Source organism: Natrinema sp. DC36, from assembly GCF_020405225.1.
Lineage (GTDB): Archaea > Halobacteriota > Halobacteria > Halobacteriales > Natrialbaceae > Natrinema.
On the sequence record NZ_CP084472.1, the window covers coordinates 2,661,466 to 2,680,803 of the forward strand.

Consider the following 19,338-nt stretch of genomic DNA (forward strand, 5'->3'; position numbering starts at 1 on the left):
CTATCTGTCTATTTCACTCGACCATTATACCGGTTCTGGCTGGCTCGCACAGCGGCCCCGCTGCGGTTATAGTAGCCGCTGAACGTCACTGCATACCTGATCGCATGATTGCGTTGCGATCAGTATGTAACTCGTTTCGGTGGCTACTACAGGTCGCGACCGACGGGTTTCGGGATCGCACTCCGGACCGTCGTCGAGAGTTCCCTGCGATCGAACGAACGTCCACTGTCACCGTTCCGATCCCGACACGACTTTCACCCTCACGTCCGTAGTCCACGTCATGAGTGACGACGCACAGGCCGCGGCCGGAACGGTGGAAGGCCAGGGCCCTGTCGAAGTTTCGGAGGAGCTCGCGCGCCATCTCGAGAACAAGCGCGAGGAGTTGTTCGAGAAGTTCGAACTCCGCGACGAGTTCCCGTCCGAGGTCCTCGAGGAGGCCGAGGCTCGAACGGAGGGCGTGACGGCGGAGATCCAGGACGAGATCGACGAGCGGCAGGATCTGCGCGATCTGACGACCTGGACGACGGACCCGATCGACGCTCAGGACTTCGACGACGCCATTTCGGTCGAAGAACGAGACGACGAGTACGTCCTCTGGGTGCATATCGCCGACGTGACCCACTACGTCAACCCCGAGACCGCCATGTGGGACGAGGCCGTCGAACGCAGCAACACGGTCTATCTTCCCGGCTACACGGTCCACATGCTGCCGCCAGTGCTGGCCGAGACGGTCTGCTCGCTGGTTCCGAACGAGGATCGGCTGGCCCACACCGTCGAGATGCACCTCGACAAGGAGAATCTGACCTACGAGAACATCGAGATCTACAAGTCGGTCATCGAGTCAGACGAGCGGCTCACCTACGCGGAGGCCGAGAGTCGGCTCGAGGACCCCGACGCGCCGCTGCACGACGAAAACGCGCTAGTCTACGACCTCGCCGAGCAGATGCACGAACAGCGCAAGGAGGACGGCTCGCTCGTCTTGAACCCGAGCCGCGACCGCGCCCACACCATCATCGAGGAGTGCATGCTGAAGGCCAACAAGGCCGTCACGCACGTGCTCATGTGGGATCGCGGCGTGTCGGCCATGTACCGAGTTCATCCACAGCCCAGCCCCGACGAGTGGTCCGAGGCCCTCCGGGAGATTCAGGATCTCGACGGCGTTTCGATCCCCGGAAGCACCTGGGACGACCCGCGAAAGGCCGTTAACGCGACGCTCGAGGACGCCCCCGACCGCCAGCTGGACAAGATCCAGTGGGCGGTGATGAAGGTGATGCCTCGAGCGCGGTACATGAACGACCCCTTCGGCGGCCACCACGCGCTGAACTTCGAGATCTACGGCCACTTCACGAGCCCCATTCGGCGACTCAGCGACCTGATCAACCACTGGATCGTCTACCAGAACGACGTCCCGGTGAACCTCGTGGAACTCTGCGACCGCGCCAGCGACAAGCAAAAAGACGCCGAGCAGTGCGAGCGCGAGTACAAGACCTTCCTCCAGGAGGTCGGCCTCGATCCGACGGCGGTCAACAACCGCGGGATCGAGATCGTGGATGAAGAGGAAGCGGAAAAGACGCTATAGCGGCCGTTAGTCGGCCTATTTTCCTGCCGATCGATCGAACGACGTGCAGTGGCGCGCGCTGGATCACGGTGACCGTGGAGGGAACCGTGATCCAAAGTCGTGCGAGGTCTTCGTGAGAAGCGAACGAATGGCTCGGAAGGCGCGTCGCGCCTTCCGGTGGATGAGTGAGTGACCAACGGGAACGAACGAATCGGTTGGGGAGGGCGTGGCGATTCCCCGTTGCCACGGTAGCAGGACGCTTCGTCTCCCACGATCCCATCGGAACCCACTGTTCCATTCACTCGTCTATCGAACGGGACGCTCGTCACATCTCGGCCGAAATCGAGTTGAGCGGGACGAACCCGTGTCGGCACTGGTAGGTAACTCGAGGTCGTCCCGCCGATCATGAGCGCGCCTCTAACACTCGACGGCTCGAGCGCCGGCGGCCAGTTTCTCCGAACGGCGCTCGCGCTGTCGGTCCTCGAAAACGAGCCGGTCCGCCTCGAGGGCGTTCGCGGCGATCGACCCACGCCCGGATTGGGCCACCAGCATCTGGCGGTGCTCGAGACGATGGCCGAACTGTGCGACGCCGACGTCTCGGGTGCGGAACTGGGATCGGAGACGATCGAGTTCGAGCCGGGGATCGAGGGCGGCGACGCGAATACGGCGGCCGGGACGGGACTCGAGGGCGGCAGCTACGCCGTCGACATCGGGACCGCCGGCAGCGTGACGCTGCTGTTCGACGCCCTGTTGCCGCTGGCGACGGACCTCGAGTCGCCGCTGTCGGTGACGGTCACCGGCGGGACGGACGTGGCGTGGTCGCCGCCGCTGGACTACCTTCGATACGTGAAACTGCCGCTGTATCGCCAATTCGGCCTCGAGTCCGCCTTCGAAGTCGACCGCCGGGGGTTCTATCCCGACGGCGGCGGCGCGGTAACGCTCCGGCTCGCACCGTCGAGCCTCGAGCGGATCGCACTCCTCGAGCGGGGGTCGCTTCGGGGACTCCGTCTTTACTCGACCGAGTCGGCGTCGCTGGCGGATCGCGACGTGGCGTTTCGGCAGGCCGAAGGAGCACTCGATCGACTGGATCTGGGGGCCGGCCTCGAGGTGCTCGAGCGCTGTGAGACCACCGCAGCGAGTCCCTCGCCCGGCTCTGCACTGGTTCTCCGGGTCGATCACGGGACCGGCGTCGCCGGTTTTACAGCGCTCGGCGAGCGCGGCAAGCCAGCCGAACGGGTCGGCGAAGACGCCGCCGACGCCGCGAACCGGTTTTTCGAGGGCTCCGCACCGGTCGATCGACACATGGCCGATCAGTTGCTCGTCTTGCTCGCGGTTACCGGCGGGCGAGTTCGGGTGCCGGCCGTGACCGATCACCTCGAGGCGGGGTGTGAACTGCTCGAGGCGTTCGGAGTCGACGTGGGGCTCGAGCGGGCGGCTGAGACGGCGGTGGTGTCGGTCGCGTCGTCGCTGGACGTGGGTCAGTAGGTCGTCGCTTCTGGGATTATTGCCGTTCTCGGTTCAACAGTCCCGCCAGCACGACCAGCAGCAAAAGCACGAGGAGACCGCCTCCCGTGACCGCGAGCGCGAACGTCGGATCTGCGGGGTCGACGCCCAGGTCCGCGAGCGGAAGCGACCCCAGATACGTCACGAGGCGGCTCCACGCGCCGATGACGACGACGAACGCGATAACGATCCCCCCGAAGAGGAGTTGGTAGTCGAACCACGTTTTGAGTCCGTCCGATGACACCATCTGGGAACGTGTTAGTACAGCGACGATATAGCTGTTCGGTCGGCTCGGCACCCGTCTGCGCGAGCCGCCGGCTCGAGCGAACCTAAATAACGCAAACCTTGCAGTAGATATAAATAACAACGAGTCAACAATCCAATCGGAAGCCGACTCTCCAAACGCGCGAGCGGAGGGGGCTGTATCGAAATGCCCCGGGTGAGACCAGCACCCGAGACGTGGCTTCCAACCCATGGAGGGTTACAAGCCATGTTTGCGTTGATTCTACCGGGATATAAACGTCCCGCACGACCGCGGAATCGCCCGACACGAGTAGCCTCGAGTTTGACTTCAGCCTCGAGACGGATCGGAGGTCGCGGGGGATGAGTCACGATCGCGAGGCGAATGACGATGCGAAAAGCGGCGATCGGGAGCGGGACGGCGAGGAGTCGTCGTTTCCCGACTGCCCGCGCTGTGGGAAGCCGGTGTTGATCTCGGTCGCGCTCGGCCCGCATACCGGCTCGGTCGGTCCCTGCGGCTGTTCCGTGCCGCCGGACCTGTTCGCGGATCTGCGATCTGAGTAGGTTGGGGTTCGGGCTCGAGCCCCGGCAGTCAGCCGGTCGGCTCGGAAACGGCGGCCTCGATTGTCTCTTCCCCTTACTCGAGGTCACAGTAGCACACGTCTTGCTACCGTGGCAACGGGGAATCGCCACGCCCTCCCCAACCGATTCGTTCGCGCCTCGCGGCGCTCACTCATCCCTCGCGCGTAGTCAAGCAGACGGTTCGCCGTCGGCGAACCGTCGCCCAGCGCACGCCACCGCTACCGGCTGGCCGATGTGAACCGAACGTGCCCACTCGAGCGCAATTTTGCGTTAGCAGACCGCCATAACTTATAGCAACGCCGTCCCTTGACTGGGGTATGACCGAGGGACACACCGCAGTTCGCACCCGAACGATCTGGGGGGCCGATCGGTGAGCGACATCGTCACCTTCGGAGAGACGATGCTTCGGCTGTCGCCGCCGGGGAACGAACGCCTCGAGAACGCCGACGAGTTCGAGGTTCGCGCCGCCGGCGCCGAGAGCAACGTGGCCATCGCGGCCAACCGGCTGGGAGCCGACGCGACCTGGCTCTCCAAGGTCCCCGAGACGGCGCTCGGCCGGCGCGTCGTCAACGAACTCCGGGGCCACGGGATCCAAACGAACGTCGTCTGGAGCCACCGCGGTCGCCAGGGGACCTACTACCTCGAGCAGGCGGGCAAACCGCGCGGGACGAACGTGGTCTACGACCGGGAGAACACCGCGGTTGCGACCGCTGAGGCTCGCGAACTCGACATCGACCGGATTCAGGACGCCCGGGTCTTCTTCACCACCGGGATCACCCCCGCACTCTCCTCGACGCTCCGGGACACGACGTTGAAGCTGCTCAAAGCGGCCCGCAAAGGCGGGACGACGACCGCCTTCGACTTCAACTACCGGCGCAAGCTCTGGTCGCCCGACGAGGCCAGGGAGACGCTGACGCGGCTGTTTCCGGGGATCGACGTCCTCGTGATCGCCGCCCGCGACGCGCGGACCGTCCTCGGGTTCGAGGGCGATCCGCGCCAGCTCGCGCACAAGCTCGGCTCGCAGTACGAGTTTACGACCGTCGTCGTCACTCGCGGCGCTGAGGGCGCGGTCGGCTGGCACGACAGCGTCGTCCACGACCACGACGCCTACGAGACCGACACCGTCGACCCGATCGGCACCGGCGACGCCTTCACGGGGGCGTTCATCGCCCGCCGGCTCGAGGGTGACGACGTTTCGGACGCCCTCGAGTACGCCGCGGCGACGGCGGCGCTCAAGCGGACGATCCCCGGCGACGTCGCGCTCGTCACGGCCGAGGAAGTCGAGGCCGTCGTCAACCAGCGGGGCGAAGATATCTCGCGGTAGCGCAACAGCGGCAGTGACGGGCGATCTTCCGTCGCTTTTTGCCGTTCGACGCTCGCGAGTTCGGGTCCGATCGTCCGGTTCGAATCGCTCGAGGAACCGAACGCGGTTCGGGGCTCGAGCCGAGCGATGATCACGGATAGTTGGACGGTTCTGCCAGAAGCGCCTTTATACACCGCTCCGATCCGTCGAGTGCATGAATCGAATCACAGCTGTCGTACTCGCCATTCTCGTCACGACGGCGGCCCTCCCGCTTGCCGTCGCTGGCGTGGGTGCGAGCGCAGCATCGTCCTCCCAACAGAACGACGCGACCGACGCGAGCGCCTACGCCGGCACGCACGTCGCGTTCGACACCTCGAGCAACGCCATCCTCGACTACCGCGTCGACGGCGAGCGGGTGTTCGAGAACGTGAGCGTCGCGTCCCAGAGCGACCACCAGAGTCGAACCGGGTTCGGCTCGAACGCCGAGCTCGACGCCGTGGTGAACCTCTCCGGGATCGGCCTCGAGATCGCCGCCCAGTCCGAGACGCGCGCCGATATCGCGACCGACGGCTCCGCGTCACTGTCGGCCCACGACAGCAATCGCGGGATCCTGACCGTCGATGCCGGCGACGAGGCCCAGTACGTCAAAGCGGACCTCGCGGCCGACGCGACGGCCGAGACCGAGAGCGACGACCGCGTCGTCGTCGATAGCGGCGAACGCACCGGCGCGTTCGTCGTCGTCGGCGACGGCGACGTGACCGTCAACGAGGACGGCGACGTCGTCGCCGACCTCGAGAGCGACTCGACGCTCGTCTTCCGCTCGTACGCCGAGGGCGAGCGCGACGAGGCCGCGAAGGAACAGGAATCGCTGATCGCCGACGGCACGGCGACGGCCGAGGTCTACGCCGAGGAACGCGACGGCGAGCGCGTTGCGGACGTCGCGACCTACGGCCAGGACATCACCGTCGAGACCGCCGCCGAGAGCCAGGACCGCCTCGAGATGACCGTCGAACGCGCGCAGAGCGACGGGACGGTCGTCATCACGAGCGTCTCCGAGGCCGCCGTCGCGGGGGCCGAGAGCGCCGACGACCTCGCGGTGACCGTCGACGGCGAGGCCGCCGCAGAGGCGTCGTCGTACAGCGAACTCGCGGGCGGCATCGGGAGCGACGAGTCCCGCTACACGGTGACCCAGTCCAGCGACGCCTCGGCGACGGCCGACGTGCTCGTGGCGGTCAACCACTTCTCGGAGCGAGACGTCGCGATCCAGAGCGCCGACGGTGACAATTCGGACGGTGACGGTTCCGACGGTAACGATTCGGACGGTGACGACGGCGGCAGCGACGACGGCGACGACAGCGTCCCCGGATTCGGTGCCGGAGCCGCGCTGATCGCCCTGCTGACCGGGACCGCCGCCCGGATTCGACGGTAACGAGCCGCTCCGGTCTTCCGCGTTTTCGATCCGCCAGAACGGACAATCCGAACAAACGTCTTTTTGCGTCGGCCCCGAACGACCGCTATGGTACACGTTGCGATCGTCGGTACATACGGCAGTGCTGGCGTCGCCGTCGCCGACGAACTCCGCGAGCGACGCGACGAATTCACCGACGATCTCGAGCTGACGCTGATCGACGACGGCGATCCCGGCGGCGGACTCTGCATTCTCCGCGGCTGCATGCCGTCGAAGGACGTCCTCTCGGCCGGCGAGCATCGGTATCTGGCGCGTCACGACGACCGGCTCGAGGGCGTCCCCGAGGCCGATCCCGAGCGAATCGTCGCCCGCAAGGACGAGCACGTCTCGAACTTCGCCGAACACCGCCGGAGCCACGTCCACGACCTCGCCGATCGAGACGGCGTCGAACTCCTCCGCGATACCGCCCGCTTCGTCGACGACCGCGTGCTCGACGTGGGGGGACGGCGGCTCGAGCCCGATTACGTCGTCGTCGCGACCGGCTCCGTGCCAAACATTCCCGATCTGCCGGGGATCGACGAGGTCCCCACTCGGACCAGTACGGACGTCCTCGACGCGACCGCGTTTCCGGACTCGGGGATCGTGCTGGGCAACGGCTACATCAGCCTCGAACTCGGCCCGTACCTCAGCGAGATCGGCGACGTCGACCTCACCGTGATCGAGCACGACGAGCGCCCGCTCGAGGAGATGGAAGACGCGTACGGCGAGACGGTTCTCGACATCTACCGCGATCAGTTCGGTATCGAGGTCCTGACGAACACGGACGAAAAACGACTCGAATCGACCGCCGACGGCGGCGTCCGGCTGATCGCCGAACAGACGGACAGTGTCGAACGGGAGGGCGGCGGCGACGGCGAAGGCGATGGCGAGCGTGCGGGCGATGTCGAGGAGATAACCGTCGAAGCCGACGAACTCTACTGCTTTACCGGCCGTCGGCCGAATCTCGACGGGCTGGGACTGGAGAACACCCAACTTGAACCCGGCGACGGCTGGGTCACGTCGACGATGCAGGCCCGCGACGACGAGCGCGTGTTCGTCGTCGGTGACGCCAACGGCCGCGAGCCGATCCTGCACGTCGCCAAGGAACAGGGGTTCGCGGCCGGCGAAAATATCGTCCACCACCGGCGAGGTGAGGCGTGCGAGCCCTACGCGAACGTCCCGCATCACGTGATTTTCTCGGGGCTGGGCGTCTATCCGTTCGCCCGCATCGGGCACACGCCGGCGACCGCCGCGGCGACGCACATGGACGAAATCGTCGTCACCCGCGAGGCCTCGTCGGACGGCGTCTTCGCGACGAAAGGCCATCCCGAGGGCCGGGCGACGCTGATCGTCAGCGCCGACGACGGCACCGTGTTGGGGTATCAGGGGCTGCACCGTCACGCGGACGTGATGGCCAAGACGATGCAGGTCGTCGTCGAGATGGGACTGGACGTCCGCGAGGTACCCAAGCGGGCCTACCACCCGACGACGCCCGAAATCCTCGACGGCCTCTTCCGAGCGGCGTGTGCCGAATTGGCGGATCGCGAGGATTGCGTCGCCGAGACCGATTCGGCGAATATGATTCCCTAAGCTCGTCGTACTCCCTCGAGGGGAAGCGGCAACTCGTTCGGGTCGTCCCCTCGGATTCGTCGCGTCCGGCGACGGTAACGGATCGATGGCGGTCGGGTACCGCTTTTTACCGGCTGCCGTGATAGCCGTTTCCGTGACTCGAGTCGTTCGACGGGCGACGATCGACGACGTCTGGGCCGTTCACGAGATCGCGCGGGAGAGCTGGCACGCCGCCTACGACGACGTTCTCGGCCCCGAGACGGTCGACGAGGTCGTCGACGACTGGTACGCGATCGGCGATCTCGAGTCCGCGATTACGGACATCAGCGGCCGCGAGGACGCCGCGTTTCTCGTCGCCGAACGAGCGCCGGGGCAGTCGTCCCCTGCCGGAACCGAGCGCCGATCCGAGCCTCGCGGCTTCGCCCACGCCGTCCCGTGGCCGGAAGATACAGCTGTGGCGTTTCTCGCGCGCCTGTACGTCCGACCCGAACACTGGAACGAAGGGATCGGAACCGCGTTGATCGAGCGCCTCGAGGCCGCTCTCTCGCCGGCGTTCGATCGGATTCGGTTGGCCGTCCTCACCGCCAACGAGGTCGGCATCTCCTTCTACGAATCCCGCGGCTTCGACCGTGTCGCGACCCGCCCGTCCGATCTGGCGGCGGGGCTCGAGGAGCACGTCTACGAACGGCAGCTATCGACCGCGGACGAGTGAACGCGTCACCGTCGCCGAGCGGGCCGCCGCCGCTCGATCGACGCGATCGGCGTTCCCGCGAACCGGTCCAAACTGTTACGTATCCGATGCGTGTATTGGCATCCCATGCCAACTGGAGCGACGTTCGATTCTGACGGCGTTCGTCTCGCATACGACGACCTGATCCCCGAGGGAGACCGCGGGGCCGCCGAACCGATCGTTCTCGTCCACGGCTTCGCCTCGAGCCGGCACGAGAACTGGCGCGACCGCGAGTGGTACGACACGTTGCTCGAGGCGGGGCGTCGCGTGATCGCACTGGACTGTCGGGGTCACGGCGAAAGCGAGAAACCCCACGACCCGGCGGCCTACGAGACGGACATCATGGCGGCGGACCTGGTCCGGCTGCTCGATCACCTCGAGATCGACCGGGCTGATTTCCTCGGCTATTCGATGGGCGGTCGGATAGGCACCGAAGCGCTGTACCGCCATCCGGAGCGGTTCAACGCCGGCGTCTTGGCCGGCATCGGGGCGGCGACGATCGAGCCGAGCGACGCCGGTGACCGGATCGCCAATGGGTTGCTGGCCGACGACCCGGACGACATCACGGACCCGCTCGGCAAGCGGTTTCGGGTCTTCGCCGAGACGACCGACAACGATCTCGAGGCGCTGGCGGCCTGCGCCCGGACGCGAACGGCACCCGCGGACTGGGACGAGATCGCGCAGGTCGAGCACCCGGTGGTGATCGTGGCTGGCGAGCACGACGATATTACGGGCGACCCCGAACCGCTCGCGGAGGGATTTCCCAACGGCGAGGCGGTCGTCGTCGACGACGCCGACCACCTGACGACCGTCCCCGACGAGCGGTTTACGGCGGCCGTGCTCGAGTTCCTCGAGCGGGATGGATTGTAGTTCGACCGAGGTTCCGCTCGTTCTCTCACGAGCGGCTGTCCCACCCTCGTTTTTGCAGCGATTATCGGTATCTCGAGGGCGTTTCTTGGTGGCCCGAGGGCGTTTCTTGATAACTCGAGGACGCTGCTCTCGTGGCAACGGGGAATCGCCACGCCCTCCCCAACCGATTTCTCCTCACGGGTGCAATGCACCCGTTCGGATGGTCCGCGGGACCGCAGGTCCCGCGCTAACGTTCGCGCCTCGCGGCGCTCACTCATCCACCGGAAGGCGCGACGCGCCTTCCGAGCCATTCGTTCGCTTCTCACGAAGACCTCGCACGGCTTCGAGCCGCGGCTCACCGGTGGTTCGCGGCTCCCTCCGGTCACCGCTCACACCATCGAGGCCTTCACTTCGTTCAGGCCTCGCGATTCGCCGCGGCCCAGCGCGCGCCACAGCATGCCGGATAGTCGGTCTGGAGCGATACGTCGCTCCCCTGCTCTGGGCAGACGTACAGATCGAACTACTGGAGACTCAGTACGTCGGGCGGTACCAGTACCAGTAGAGTACCACCGCGAGCAGGACGACGAGCCCGCCGAGGAAGAAGAGCAATCCGGGCGGCACGGTTTGGAACACCGCCTCCGCCGCCTCCACACCGCCGTCGGATGCGTTCTGGGCCGTCTCGTTGCCGCTGTCGACCGCCGAACCGGACGTGCCCGCATCGCCGCTATCGGACCCCTCAGTTCCGTTAACGGAGGAGGTTCCGATGTCCCCACCGCTCGAGCCGTTTTCCGCCCCGGTAGTCGTCTCCCCGTTCCCCGTCGGCTGCGATCCGCCGTTACTCGCCGGTTGCGATCCGCTGTTGCCCGTTCCGGTCGGCCCGAGCCAGCGCGTGAGAGCGTGCTGCACCAGCAGACTCCCGCCCGCGAGCACGGCAACGCCGCCGATTAGCCGCGAGAGCGCCTCCTTGAGCTTCGTCGCCGTCGACTCGTCGCTCGTCACGATCAGCGGTCCGTCCGTCGTCGCGTAGACGCTCATCTCGTTGCCGCGCGAGGAGTACCAGGTGTCGACCACCTCGACGAGACCCGCGCCCTCGAGGTTTTCGAGGTGGTAGCGAACGTTCTGGATCGACGAGTCGACCGCGTCGGCGACGTCGCTGGGCGTCCCGGGTTCCTCGTCGAGACGCGCGTAGATCCGCCGGGCCGTCGTGGAGGAAAGGGCGCTGAAGACCGCGTCGGCGTCCTCGCCCTCGAGGTCGACGACGCGAGGCTGGCCCTCTTCGGCGGCCGTCTCGGAGCGAAAGGGGAACAACCGGGCCATATCGAGTTCGATCTCTACTCTCTGTCAAACTCATATACCCTTTTTCCTCGGTGAAAGATCGATTTTAGCTAGTGGAAACCGATGGACGTGACCGCGATCCGGAACTGATGAACAATTCTCTTCGATATCGTCGATCGAACAGTAAGAACTACCCACGTCGGGACGAACCCTCGCGTATGCGCCGAACCGAACTGGGGAGCTGGATCGCGGTCGCGGTCGTCCTCGCCGGACTGGCGGTACCGTGGTTCCTGTGGGGATCGGCGACCGTCGTCGCCGGCCTGCCGGTGTGGCTCTGGTGGCACGTCGGCTGGATGGGGCTCACGTCGGTCGTCTTCTGGATATTCGCCCAACGGGCGTGGGGGATCGGCATCGAAACGGCGGGGGACTCGAGCGAGTCCCAACCGGAACGGGCCGATCCCGGACGGCGAACGAACGCCGGGGGCGATCCGCCGTGAGGGCGATCACAATCCAACTGACGATCATCGTGGGCTACCTCCTGATCGCGCTCGCGGTCGGATTGGTCGCCTACCGGCTGACCGACCGCACCGCCGAGGACTTCTATCTCGCGAGCAGAACGCTCGGGACGGTCGTTCTGCTGTTTACGACGTTCGCGACGCTACTGTCGGCCTTTACCTTCTTCGCCGGGCCGAACATCGCCTACGCGCAGGGGCCCGAGTGGATCCTGGTCATGGGGCTGATGGACGGCATCATCTTCGCCGTCCTCTGGTACGTGATCGGCTACAAGCAGTGGCTGCTCGGCCGGCGCTACGGCTACGTCACCCTCGGGGAGATGCTGGGCGACCGCTTCGGCTCGCGGCGACTCCGCGGCCTCGTCGCCGGCGTCAGTCTCCTGTGGCTCTTCCCCTACGTCATGCTCCAGCAGGTCGGGGCCGGCACCGCGCTCGAGGCGCTGACCGATGGCGCGGTCTCCTACGCCGCGGGTGCCGGGCTGATCACCGCGTTCATGATCCTCTACGTCGTCGCCGCCGGGATGCGCGGGATCGCCTGGACCGACACGCTGCAGGGTGCGTTCATGCTGATCACGACCTGGGTCGCGTTGCTGTGGGTCCTCGCGGCCGTCGGCGGCCCCGGCGCTGCGACCGAGGCCCTCGCGTCGAACCCGGACACCGGCGGATTCCTCTCGCTGGGCGGCGATTATTACACGGTTCCGTGGATCCTCTCGACGGCGATCACGATCGGCTTCGGCGTCGCGATGTTCCCGCAGGTCAACCAGCGTTTCTTCGCCGCGGGCTCGAAAACGGTTCTCAAACGCACCTTCGCCCTCTGGCCGATTCTCTGCGTCCTCCTCTTCGTCCCCTCGTTCATGCTCGGCGCGTGGGCCGCCGGCCTCGAGGTCGCGGTCCCGGAGGGCGCGAACGTCCTGCCGCTGGTCCTCGCGGAGTACACGCCGACGTGGTTCGCCGCGCTGGTCATCGCCGGCGCGATGGCCGCGATGATGTCCTCCTCGGACTCGATGCTGCTCTCGGGGTCGTCGTACTTCACGCGGGACCTCTATCGCCCGTTCGTCGAGCGTGATCTCTCCGACCGCCGGGAGGACCTGCTGGCCCGCGGCGGCGTCGTGATCTTCGCGACCGCGGCGTTCGTCGGTAGTCTACTCGAGCCGGCGGGGCTGTTCGAACTCGGTGAGGCGGCCTTCAGCGGCTTCGCCCAGCTCGCACTCCCGGTCCTGCTCGCGCTCTACTGGCGGAAGATCACGCGAGCCGGCATCACCGCCGGCGTCGTCGTCAGTCAGCTCTTCTACATCTCGAGTCTCTTCCTCGCGTTCGTGCCGGGTACCTACGCGGGCTGGACGGCCGGCATCGTCGGGATGGGGCTCGGGCTGGTCGTCACCGTCGTCGTCTCGCTGCTCACGTCGCCGGCGGCCGACGAACGGCGCGCGATTTACTTCGACGGGTTGAGCGCGGACTGATCGGATAGGAGGCCGTCACGCGGAACCGATCGAGCGCGGAACCGCCACGCCGAAAGGCCCGACCGACGTACGCGCCGTCAATGGCTATCGACCTGCCGTCCGCCGTCGCCGACGACTGGCGTCGCCTCGGCGACCGAACCGACGAACGCAGCCTCTCGCTCGCGACGGTCACCGCCGAGACGACCGTTTTCGAACACCGGCCGACCGCCGACGCCCTCGAGCGGCTCCGTTCCGGCGGCGACATCCCGGCTCGATCGCTGTTCACCGTCGATCTGCAGATCAGCCCCTCGCTGTCGGCTATCGGCCTCGAGCCGGCTGCCGCCCTCGAGATGGCGGCTCCGAAAGCCCGCGATCAGTTCGTCGATACGATCGAAGACGACGGCATCGCGGTCGGCGCGGAACGCGCGAGCGAGTACATCGACCGGCCCGACGGGGCCGTCGGCCATCTCACCGTGCTCGAGGTCGCGTATCCGACTGATTCGGGCGCGGCGACTGACGGCGGAGAAGGAAACCCCGAAACGACATCGCTCAACGCCGAGGCCCACGTCGCCGTCTGGCCCGCCGCCGACGCGTACGTGATGGCCGGCGGGATCCTCCCGCTCGAGGCCCCCGACGGCGCGGACCTGCTCGGGGCCGCCCTCGACGTGGACCCGGCTCGAGATCGGGAGGCGATCGTAGATCTGTTTCGGGGGCTCGAACTCGAGGACGCGGGAGACGACTGATCGTCCCGCCATCGAAATTAGTAACGCGGACGTCGACTCGGAGCTTTTGTAACGGCTCCGCCTAACTGTCGATTATGCAAACCCACATCGTCCCGGTCGGCTTCGACTACGACCGGCTGATCGCGCCGCTGGTGCGCGATCAGATCGACGTCGACAGCGTCATCCTCCTCGAGGGAGCCGTCGGCAGCGAGGCTAACGTCGAGTACTCCCGACACCTCTCGAAGAAACTCGAGACGGACTTCGAGAACCTGCTGGGTGCCCGAACGGAGCGGTTCGTCCTCGAGGACGTCTACAACTACGACGACGCCTTCGAGCAGGCTTACGAGCTCATCACGGCGGAGCTCGATTCGGGCAACGAGGTCTGGGTCAACGTCGCCGCGATGCCCCGGACCGTGAGCTTCGCGTTCGCCAACGCGGCCCACTCCCTCATGGTCGAACGCCAGGAGGACCGCGAGGGGATCCACACCTACTACACCGCCCCCGAGAAGTATCTCGAGACCGAACTCGCCGAGGAGCTTCGCGAACAGATCTCGCTGCTCGAGGATCTCCGCGACGAGGACGACCGGACCGACGACGACCGCCTCGCGGAGCGCCTCGAGAGCGCTCGCAACCTGCTAGCCGAGTTCGACGAACGCGGGACGACCATCGGCGCGAAGGAGATCGACGGCAAGCACATCGTCGAGTTACCGGTCGCCTCCTTCTCGAACGTCAAACCCTTCGAGGAACTCATTCTCTACAAACTCGGCGAGGACGGCGAGTTCGACTCCGTTTCCGAACTCGCCGAATCGCTGGCCCGCGAGTTGAACGAGGAGTACACCGACAGCTTCCGATCGAAGGTCATCTACAACGTCGATCGGCTGGGCCCCGGCGGGAAGGGCTACATCGAGCGCGAGGAACACGGCAAATCGTACCGGACCCGACTGTCGCGGATCGGCGAACTGTGGGTGCGGGCTCACTCCGACGGCACCGAGGAGTGAGCGCCCGACGCCGACGACTCGAGACGCTGCCCGAGCGGCCGGTCGCGGACACTGCCGGTCTCATCCTTACAACCGACCGCCGTGTACCGACACGCGAGCGATGAATGTGCTGGTCGTTCTCGGCCATCCCCGGACCGATAGCTTCTGTGCCGCGTTAGCCGACTCCTACGTCGACGGCGCACGCGAGGCCGGCGTCGACGTCCGTCGGCTCGACCTCGCCGCACTCGAGTTCGATCCCGACGTCCGAACCGAAAGTCCCGAGGACCAACCACTCGAGGACGACCTCGAGATGGCCCAGCGCCAGATCGAGTGGGCGGACCACCTCGCGTTCGTCTATCCGAACTGGTGGGGGACGATGCCAGCGCTGTTGAAGGGGTTTTTCGACCGCGTCTTCACGCCGGGCTTCGCGTTCTCGCACTACGACGAGGGTGAGGGTGCGGGCCACCGGAAGTTGCTGAACGACAAAACCGCGGAACTGCTCGTGACGATGGACACGCCGAAGTGGGTGTACCGCTGGATCCTCCGACAACCGGGCACCAACGCCGTCAAGCGCGCCACGCTGGGATACGCCGGCGTTCGAACCACGCGCGTCACGAACATCGGCCCCGTCGAGGACTCGAGTCCGGCGGAGCGCGACGAGTGGCTCGAGCAGGCGACGCGGCTGGGCCGACAGTCGGCCGACGGCCCGGAGTCACCGACGACGCGAACGAAACGTCGCGTCACGACGTGGCTCAAAGCGCTGCGACTCCAGTTCTACCCGATGGCGTGGATCGCCTACACCGTCGGTGCGCTGGCCGCGACCGGTTCGGACGGAATCTTCACGTCGGCGATCTACTGGGCGGGATTTTGTTTCCTCTTCTTCCTCGAGGCATCGACCGTGCTGAGCAACGAGTACTTCGACTACGAGACGGATCGGCAGAATACGTTCGCGGGACCGTTTACGGGCGGCTCTCGAGTCCTGGTCGACGGTGAACTCGATCGATCGTCGCTTCGGGCCGGGATTCGGAACGCCATCGTCCTCACCGCGATTGCCGCACTCGCCGCCCTCGCGTTCGGCGTCGGCTCGTCCCTCACGATGGCCGCCGTAATGGGGATCCTGGCAGTGCTAGCGCTCGGCTACACGGTGCCGCCGTTACAGCTGTCGTATCGCACGCTCGGCGAACTCGACGTCGCCGCGACCCACAGCGTCGGCGTCCTGCTCCTGGGGTTCGTCGCGTTCGGCGGCTCCTGGCGCGATCCGCTCCCGTGGCTGCTCGGCTTGCCGTTTTTCCTATCGATTCTGCCGTCGATCACCCTCGCGGGAGTGCCGGATTACGAGGCCGACCGCGCCGCCGGCAAGGAGACGCTCGCCGTCCGACTCGGTATCGACGGGGCGACGACGGTCGCGGCCGCGACGGCACTGTTCGCTGCGACGGCGGGAGTGGTACTGCTCGTGCTCGAGGCGTTCCCCCGCGCGTACGGTCCGCTCGTCGCCCTCAGCGTTCCTCACGCGCTCGTGATCGGCTGGCTGGTACGGGATCGGCTCGAGGCGTCGGCGATGCCGGACCGGATCGACGGAGCGATGGCCGCCTCGCTGTCCTATATCGTCTGGTTCGGTATCGTCCCGCTGGTCGAACTGCTCTGATCGCGCTCGTTCCGCGTATGAGAATCCGTCTGCAGCCCGATCACGATTTCCGAGACGCGAAACAGCTAACACGATCGCCGCTCGAACTCGCACGTATGGCTGCGCCCGCCGCAGTTGCATCCGATCCGTTCGACGGCCCGCGCAGTGTCGGTTTCGTAGGGGCTCCGTAGCCCCACATTTCCACCCCGTTTCGACGGATGTATTGTCGCCGACCAGCATTCACAGCACAACGGCCGCTTTATGGACGATAGCCAACTTCACAGCCGGACGACGCACCGACGACGCCCGCAACGGGCGGTGAGAGCATGAGCATGGACGCGCCGGAACAGGACGATGAACCCACCCTCGAGGGCGGCTACGATCCCGACGCAGTCGAATCCCGCTGGCAACGGCGCTGGATCGACGAGGACGTCTACGCCTACGAGGCCGACGAGGAGCGGGACCCGAACACGGTCTACGCGATCGACACGCCGCCGCCGACGGTTTCGGGCAGCCTGCACATGGGCCACCTCTACGGCTCGACCCTGCAGGATTTCGCGGCGCGCTTCCAGCGGATGCACGACGGCGACGTGCTCTTTCCCTTCGGCTACGACGATAACGGGATCGCGAGCGAGCGCCTGACCGAATCGGAACTGGACATCCGCCATCAGGACTACGAGCGCCGCGAGTTTCAGGAACTTTGCCGCGAGGTCTGTGCGGAGTACGAGGCCGAGTTTACGGAGAAGATGCAGGATCTCGGGACCTCGATCGACTGGAACAACACCTACAAGACGATCGAACCGCGCGTTCAACGCATCTCGCAGCTGTCCTTCCTCGACCTCTACGAGAAGGGGCGCGAGTACCGCAAGAAGGCGCCCGCGATCTGGTGTCCGGAGTGCGAAACGGCCATCTCGCAGGTCGAGATGGAAGACGAGGAGCGCGCCTCGCACTTCAACGACATCGCGTTCGAACTAGTTGGCGACGACGCACCGCGAGAGGAGTTCGTCATCTCGACGACGCGTCCGGAGCTCATCCCGGCCTGCGTCTCCGTCTTCGTCCACCCCGACGACGAGGAGAATCGAGACCTCATCGGAGAGACCGCCCGGATTCCCCTGTTCGACCACGAAGTGCCGATCATCGAGGACGAGCGCGTCGACATGGAGAAAGGCAGCGGCGTCGTGATGTGCTGTACCTTCGGCGACCAGAACGATATCGAGTGGTACCAGGCCCACGACCTCCCGCTCCGGGTGGCCATCGACGAGTCCGCGACGATGACCGACCTCGCCGGTCCCTACGAGGGCATGTCCACCGAGGAAGCCCGCGAGGCCATCGTCGAAGACCTCGAGGACGAGGGCTCCCTTCGCGATCGCTGGGAGATTTCCCACGCGGTCCAGGTCCACGAACGCTGTGACACCGCCGTCGAGTACCGCGTCTCCAAGCAGTGGTACGTCGAGATCCTGGACCACAAGGAGGAGTACCTCGAGGCCGGTCGGGAGATGGACTGGTACCCCGAGAAGATGTTCACCCGCTACGAGCACTGGATCGAGGGCCTCGAGTGGGACTGGCTCATCTCGCGCCAGCGCGACTCGGGCATTCCGTTCCCGGTCTGGTACTGCGCGGACTGCGATCACGAGATCATGGCCGAGCGGGCGGACCTGCCAGTCGACCCGCTGAGCGACGAACCACCGGTCTCGGCCTGTCCCGAGTGCGGGGGCGACGAGTTCGAGGCCGAGGAGGACGTCTTCGACACGTGGGCGACCTCCTCGCTGACGCCGCTGATCAACGCCGGCTGGGACTGGAACGCCGACAGCGAGGAGTTCACGATGGACAACCCCGAGCTCTACCCGTTCGATCTGCGCCCGCAGGGCCACGACATCATCTCCTTCTGGCTGTTCCACACCGTCGTCAAGTGCTACGAGCACACCGGCGAGGTGCCCTTCGACGCGACGATGATCAACGGCCACGTCCTCGACGAGAACCGCGAGAAGATGTCCAAATCGCGGGGGAACGTCGTCGAACCCGACGAAGTGCTCTCGGAGTACCCAGTCGACGCCGTCCGGTTCTGGGCCGCCAGCGCCGCCGTCGGCGACGACTTCCCGTACCAGGAGAAGGACCTCACCGCGGGCGAGAAGCTTCTGCGAAAGCTCTGGAACGCCTCGAAGCTCGTCGACACGCTCGCACCCGCCGATCCCGACGAGCCCGCCGAGCTCGAGGCGATCGATCGCTGGCTCCTCGCGGAACTCGACGACGCCGTCGCGGATCTGACCGCACACCTCGAAGAGTACGAGTTCGCGAAGGCCCGCGACCGCCTGCGGACGTTCTTCTGGAACACCTTCTGCGACGACTACCTCGAGATCGCCAAGACGCGCGAAGACAATCCGTCGACGCAGTACGCGCTGCGGACCGCGCATCGGACGTTCCTCGAGCTGTGGGCCCCGTTCTTGCCCCACGCGACGGAGGAGATCTGGCAGGCCGTCTACAGCGACGGTGGCGAGAATCTCGACAGGAGCAGCATCCACACCCGCGAGTGGCCCAGTCCGCAGGGGTACGAGGCGGACCTCGCGGCCGGCGAGACCGCCATGGAGGTCATCTCCGCGCTGCGACGCTACAAGAGCGAGCACCAGTTGCCGCTGAACGAAGACCTCGAGTCCGTTTCCGTCTACGGCCCGATCGACGGCTTCGAAGACGCGATCCAGCACGTGATGCACGTACAGGATCTCGCGGTGCTCGAGGAACCGCCGGAGATCACGACCGAAGTCGCGTCGATCGATCTCGACTACTCGTCGGTCGGCCCGAAGTTCGGGTCGAAGGTCGGCGAGATCGACGCCGGAATCGAGAGCGGCGAGTACGAGATCGACGACGACGAGGGCGTGCTTCGGGTCGCCGGCGAAGAACTCGAAGACGACCTCTTCGAGGTCGAACTCGAGCGGACCTACTCGGGCGAGGGCGAGATGATCGAGACCGAGTCGGCGGTTCTCATCCTCGAGTAGGAATTCGCCGTCGTCCGT

The 19,338-nt window shown here is 66.1% G+C and carries 16 protein-coding genes; 14 read left to right on the forward strand and 2 right to left on the reverse strand.

Going from position 1 to position 19,338, the window contains the following annotated elements; genetic code table 11:
• Nucleotides 1-280: 280 nt before the first annotated feature.
• Both LDH74_RS13860 and rtcA read left to right on the forward strand, forming a co-directional pair.
• Nucleotides 281-1,579 (forward strand): ribonuclease R family protein, encoded by a 1,299-nt coding sequence (locus LDH74_RS13860; RefSeq protein ID WP_226039300.1) that lies wholly within the window; start codon nt 281-283, stop codon nt 1,577-1,579.
• A 384-nt stretch (nt 1,580-1,963) separates the two neighbouring features.
• Complete coding sequence (gene rtcA, locus LDH74_RS13865; protein WP_226039301.1) at nt 1,964-3,043, forward strand: RNA 3'-terminal phosphate cyclase; 1,080 nt, start codon at nt 1,964-1,966, stop codon at nt 3,041-3,043.
• 16 nt (nt 3,044-3,059) lie between these two features.
• Here the strand turns inward: rtcA and LDH74_RS13870 are convergent, their stop codons facing one another.
• A complete protein-coding gene (locus LDH74_RS13870; protein ID WP_226039302.1) occupies nt 3,060-3,308 on the reverse strand; it encodes a hypothetical protein in 249 nt (82 codons plus the stop codon).
• Between the two features lie 356 nt (nt 3,309-3,664).
• On the opposite strand from LDH74_RS13870, the gene LDH74_RS13875 reads away from it, so the two are divergent.
• The 6 genes from LDH74_RS13875 (at nt 3,665) to LDH74_RS13900 (ending at nt 9,802) form a co-directional block, all read left to right on the forward strand.
• The gene (locus LDH74_RS13875) at nt 3,665-3,865 is read left to right on the forward strand and encodes a hypothetical protein (RefSeq protein ID WP_226039303.1); all 201 of its coding nucleotides are present in this window, start codon (nt 3,665-3,667) and stop codon (nt 3,863-3,865) included.
• A gap of 388 nt (nt 3,866-4,253) precedes the next feature.
• Entirely contained in the window at nt 4,254-5,207 is a 954-nt protein-coding gene (gene kdgK1 / locus LDH74_RS13880) for a bifunctional 2-dehydro-3-deoxygluconokinase/2-dehydro-3-deoxygalactonokinase (protein ID WP_226039304.1), read from the forward strand.
• Between the two features lie 193 nt (nt 5,208-5,400).
• Entirely contained in the window at nt 5,401-6,615 is a 1,215-nt protein-coding gene (locus LDH74_RS13885) for a PGF-CTERM sorting domain-containing protein (protein WP_226039305.1), read from the forward strand.
• Nucleotides 6,616-6,702: 87 nt separating this feature from the next.
• Complete coding sequence (locus LDH74_RS13890) at nt 6,703-8,223, forward strand: NAD(P)/FAD-dependent oxidoreductase (protein WP_226039306.1); 1,521 nt, start codon at nt 6,703-6,705, stop codon at nt 8,221-8,223.
• 133 nt (nt 8,224-8,356) lie between these two features.
• A complete protein-coding gene (locus LDH74_RS13895; RefSeq protein ID WP_226039307.1) occupies nt 8,357-8,914 on the forward strand; it encodes a GNAT family N-acetyltransferase in 558 nt (185 codons plus the stop codon).
• A gap of 105 nt (nt 8,915-9,019) precedes the next feature.
• Nucleotides 9,020-9,802 (forward strand): alpha/beta hydrolase, encoded by a 783-nt coding sequence (locus LDH74_RS13900; RefSeq protein WP_226039308.1) that lies wholly within the window; start codon nt 9,020-9,022, stop codon nt 9,800-9,802.
• A 510-nt stretch (nt 9,803-10,312) separates the two neighbouring features.
• Here the strand turns inward: LDH74_RS13900 and LDH74_RS13905 are convergent.
• A complete protein-coding gene (locus LDH74_RS13905; protein WP_226039309.1) occupies nt 10,313-11,098 on the reverse strand; it encodes a helix-turn-helix domain-containing protein in 786 nt (261 codons plus the stop codon).
• A gap of 176 nt (nt 11,099-11,274) precedes the next feature.
• Between LDH74_RS13905 and LDH74_RS13910 the strand changes: the two genes are divergently transcribed.
• From LDH74_RS13910 to LDH74_RS13935, 6 genes are all read left to right on the forward strand, one after another.
• Complete coding sequence (locus tag LDH74_RS13910) at nt 11,275-11,553, forward strand: DUF3311 domain-containing protein (RefSeq protein ID WP_226039310.1); 279 nt, start codon at nt 11,275-11,277, stop codon at nt 11,551-11,553.
• On the forward strand, nt 11,550-13,028 hold the full coding sequence (locus tag LDH74_RS13915) for a sodium:solute symporter family protein (RefSeq protein WP_226039311.1): 1,479 nt from the start codon (nt 11,550-11,552) through the stop codon (nt 13,026-13,028). Before LDH74_RS13910 ends, LDH74_RS13915 begins: the two co-directional genes overlap by 4 nt.
• Nucleotides 13,029-13,108: 80 nt before the next feature.
• A complete protein-coding gene (locus LDH74_RS13920) occupies nt 13,109-13,750 on the forward strand; it encodes a hypothetical protein (protein ID WP_226039312.1) in 642 nt (213 codons plus the stop codon).
• A 74-nt stretch (nt 13,751-13,824) separates the two neighbouring features.
• Nucleotides 13,825-14,727, forward strand: coding sequence for a DUF6293 family protein (locus tag LDH74_RS13925; protein WP_226039313.1), 903 nt, complete (start codon nt 13,825-13,827; stop codon nt 14,725-14,727).
• Between the two features lie 100 nt (nt 14,728-14,827).
• The gene (locus LDH74_RS13930) at nt 14,828-16,351 is read left to right on the forward strand and encodes an NAD(P)H-dependent oxidoreductase (protein WP_226039314.1); all 1,524 of its coding nucleotides are present in this window, start codon (nt 14,828-14,830) and stop codon (nt 16,349-16,351) included.
• A gap of 311 nt (nt 16,352-16,662) precedes the next feature.
• Nucleotides 16,663-19,320, forward strand: coding sequence for a valine--tRNA ligase (locus tag LDH74_RS13935; RefSeq protein WP_226042530.1), 2,658 nt, complete (start codon nt 16,663-16,665; stop codon nt 19,318-19,320).
• Nucleotides 19,321-19,338 lie beyond the last annotated feature (18 nt).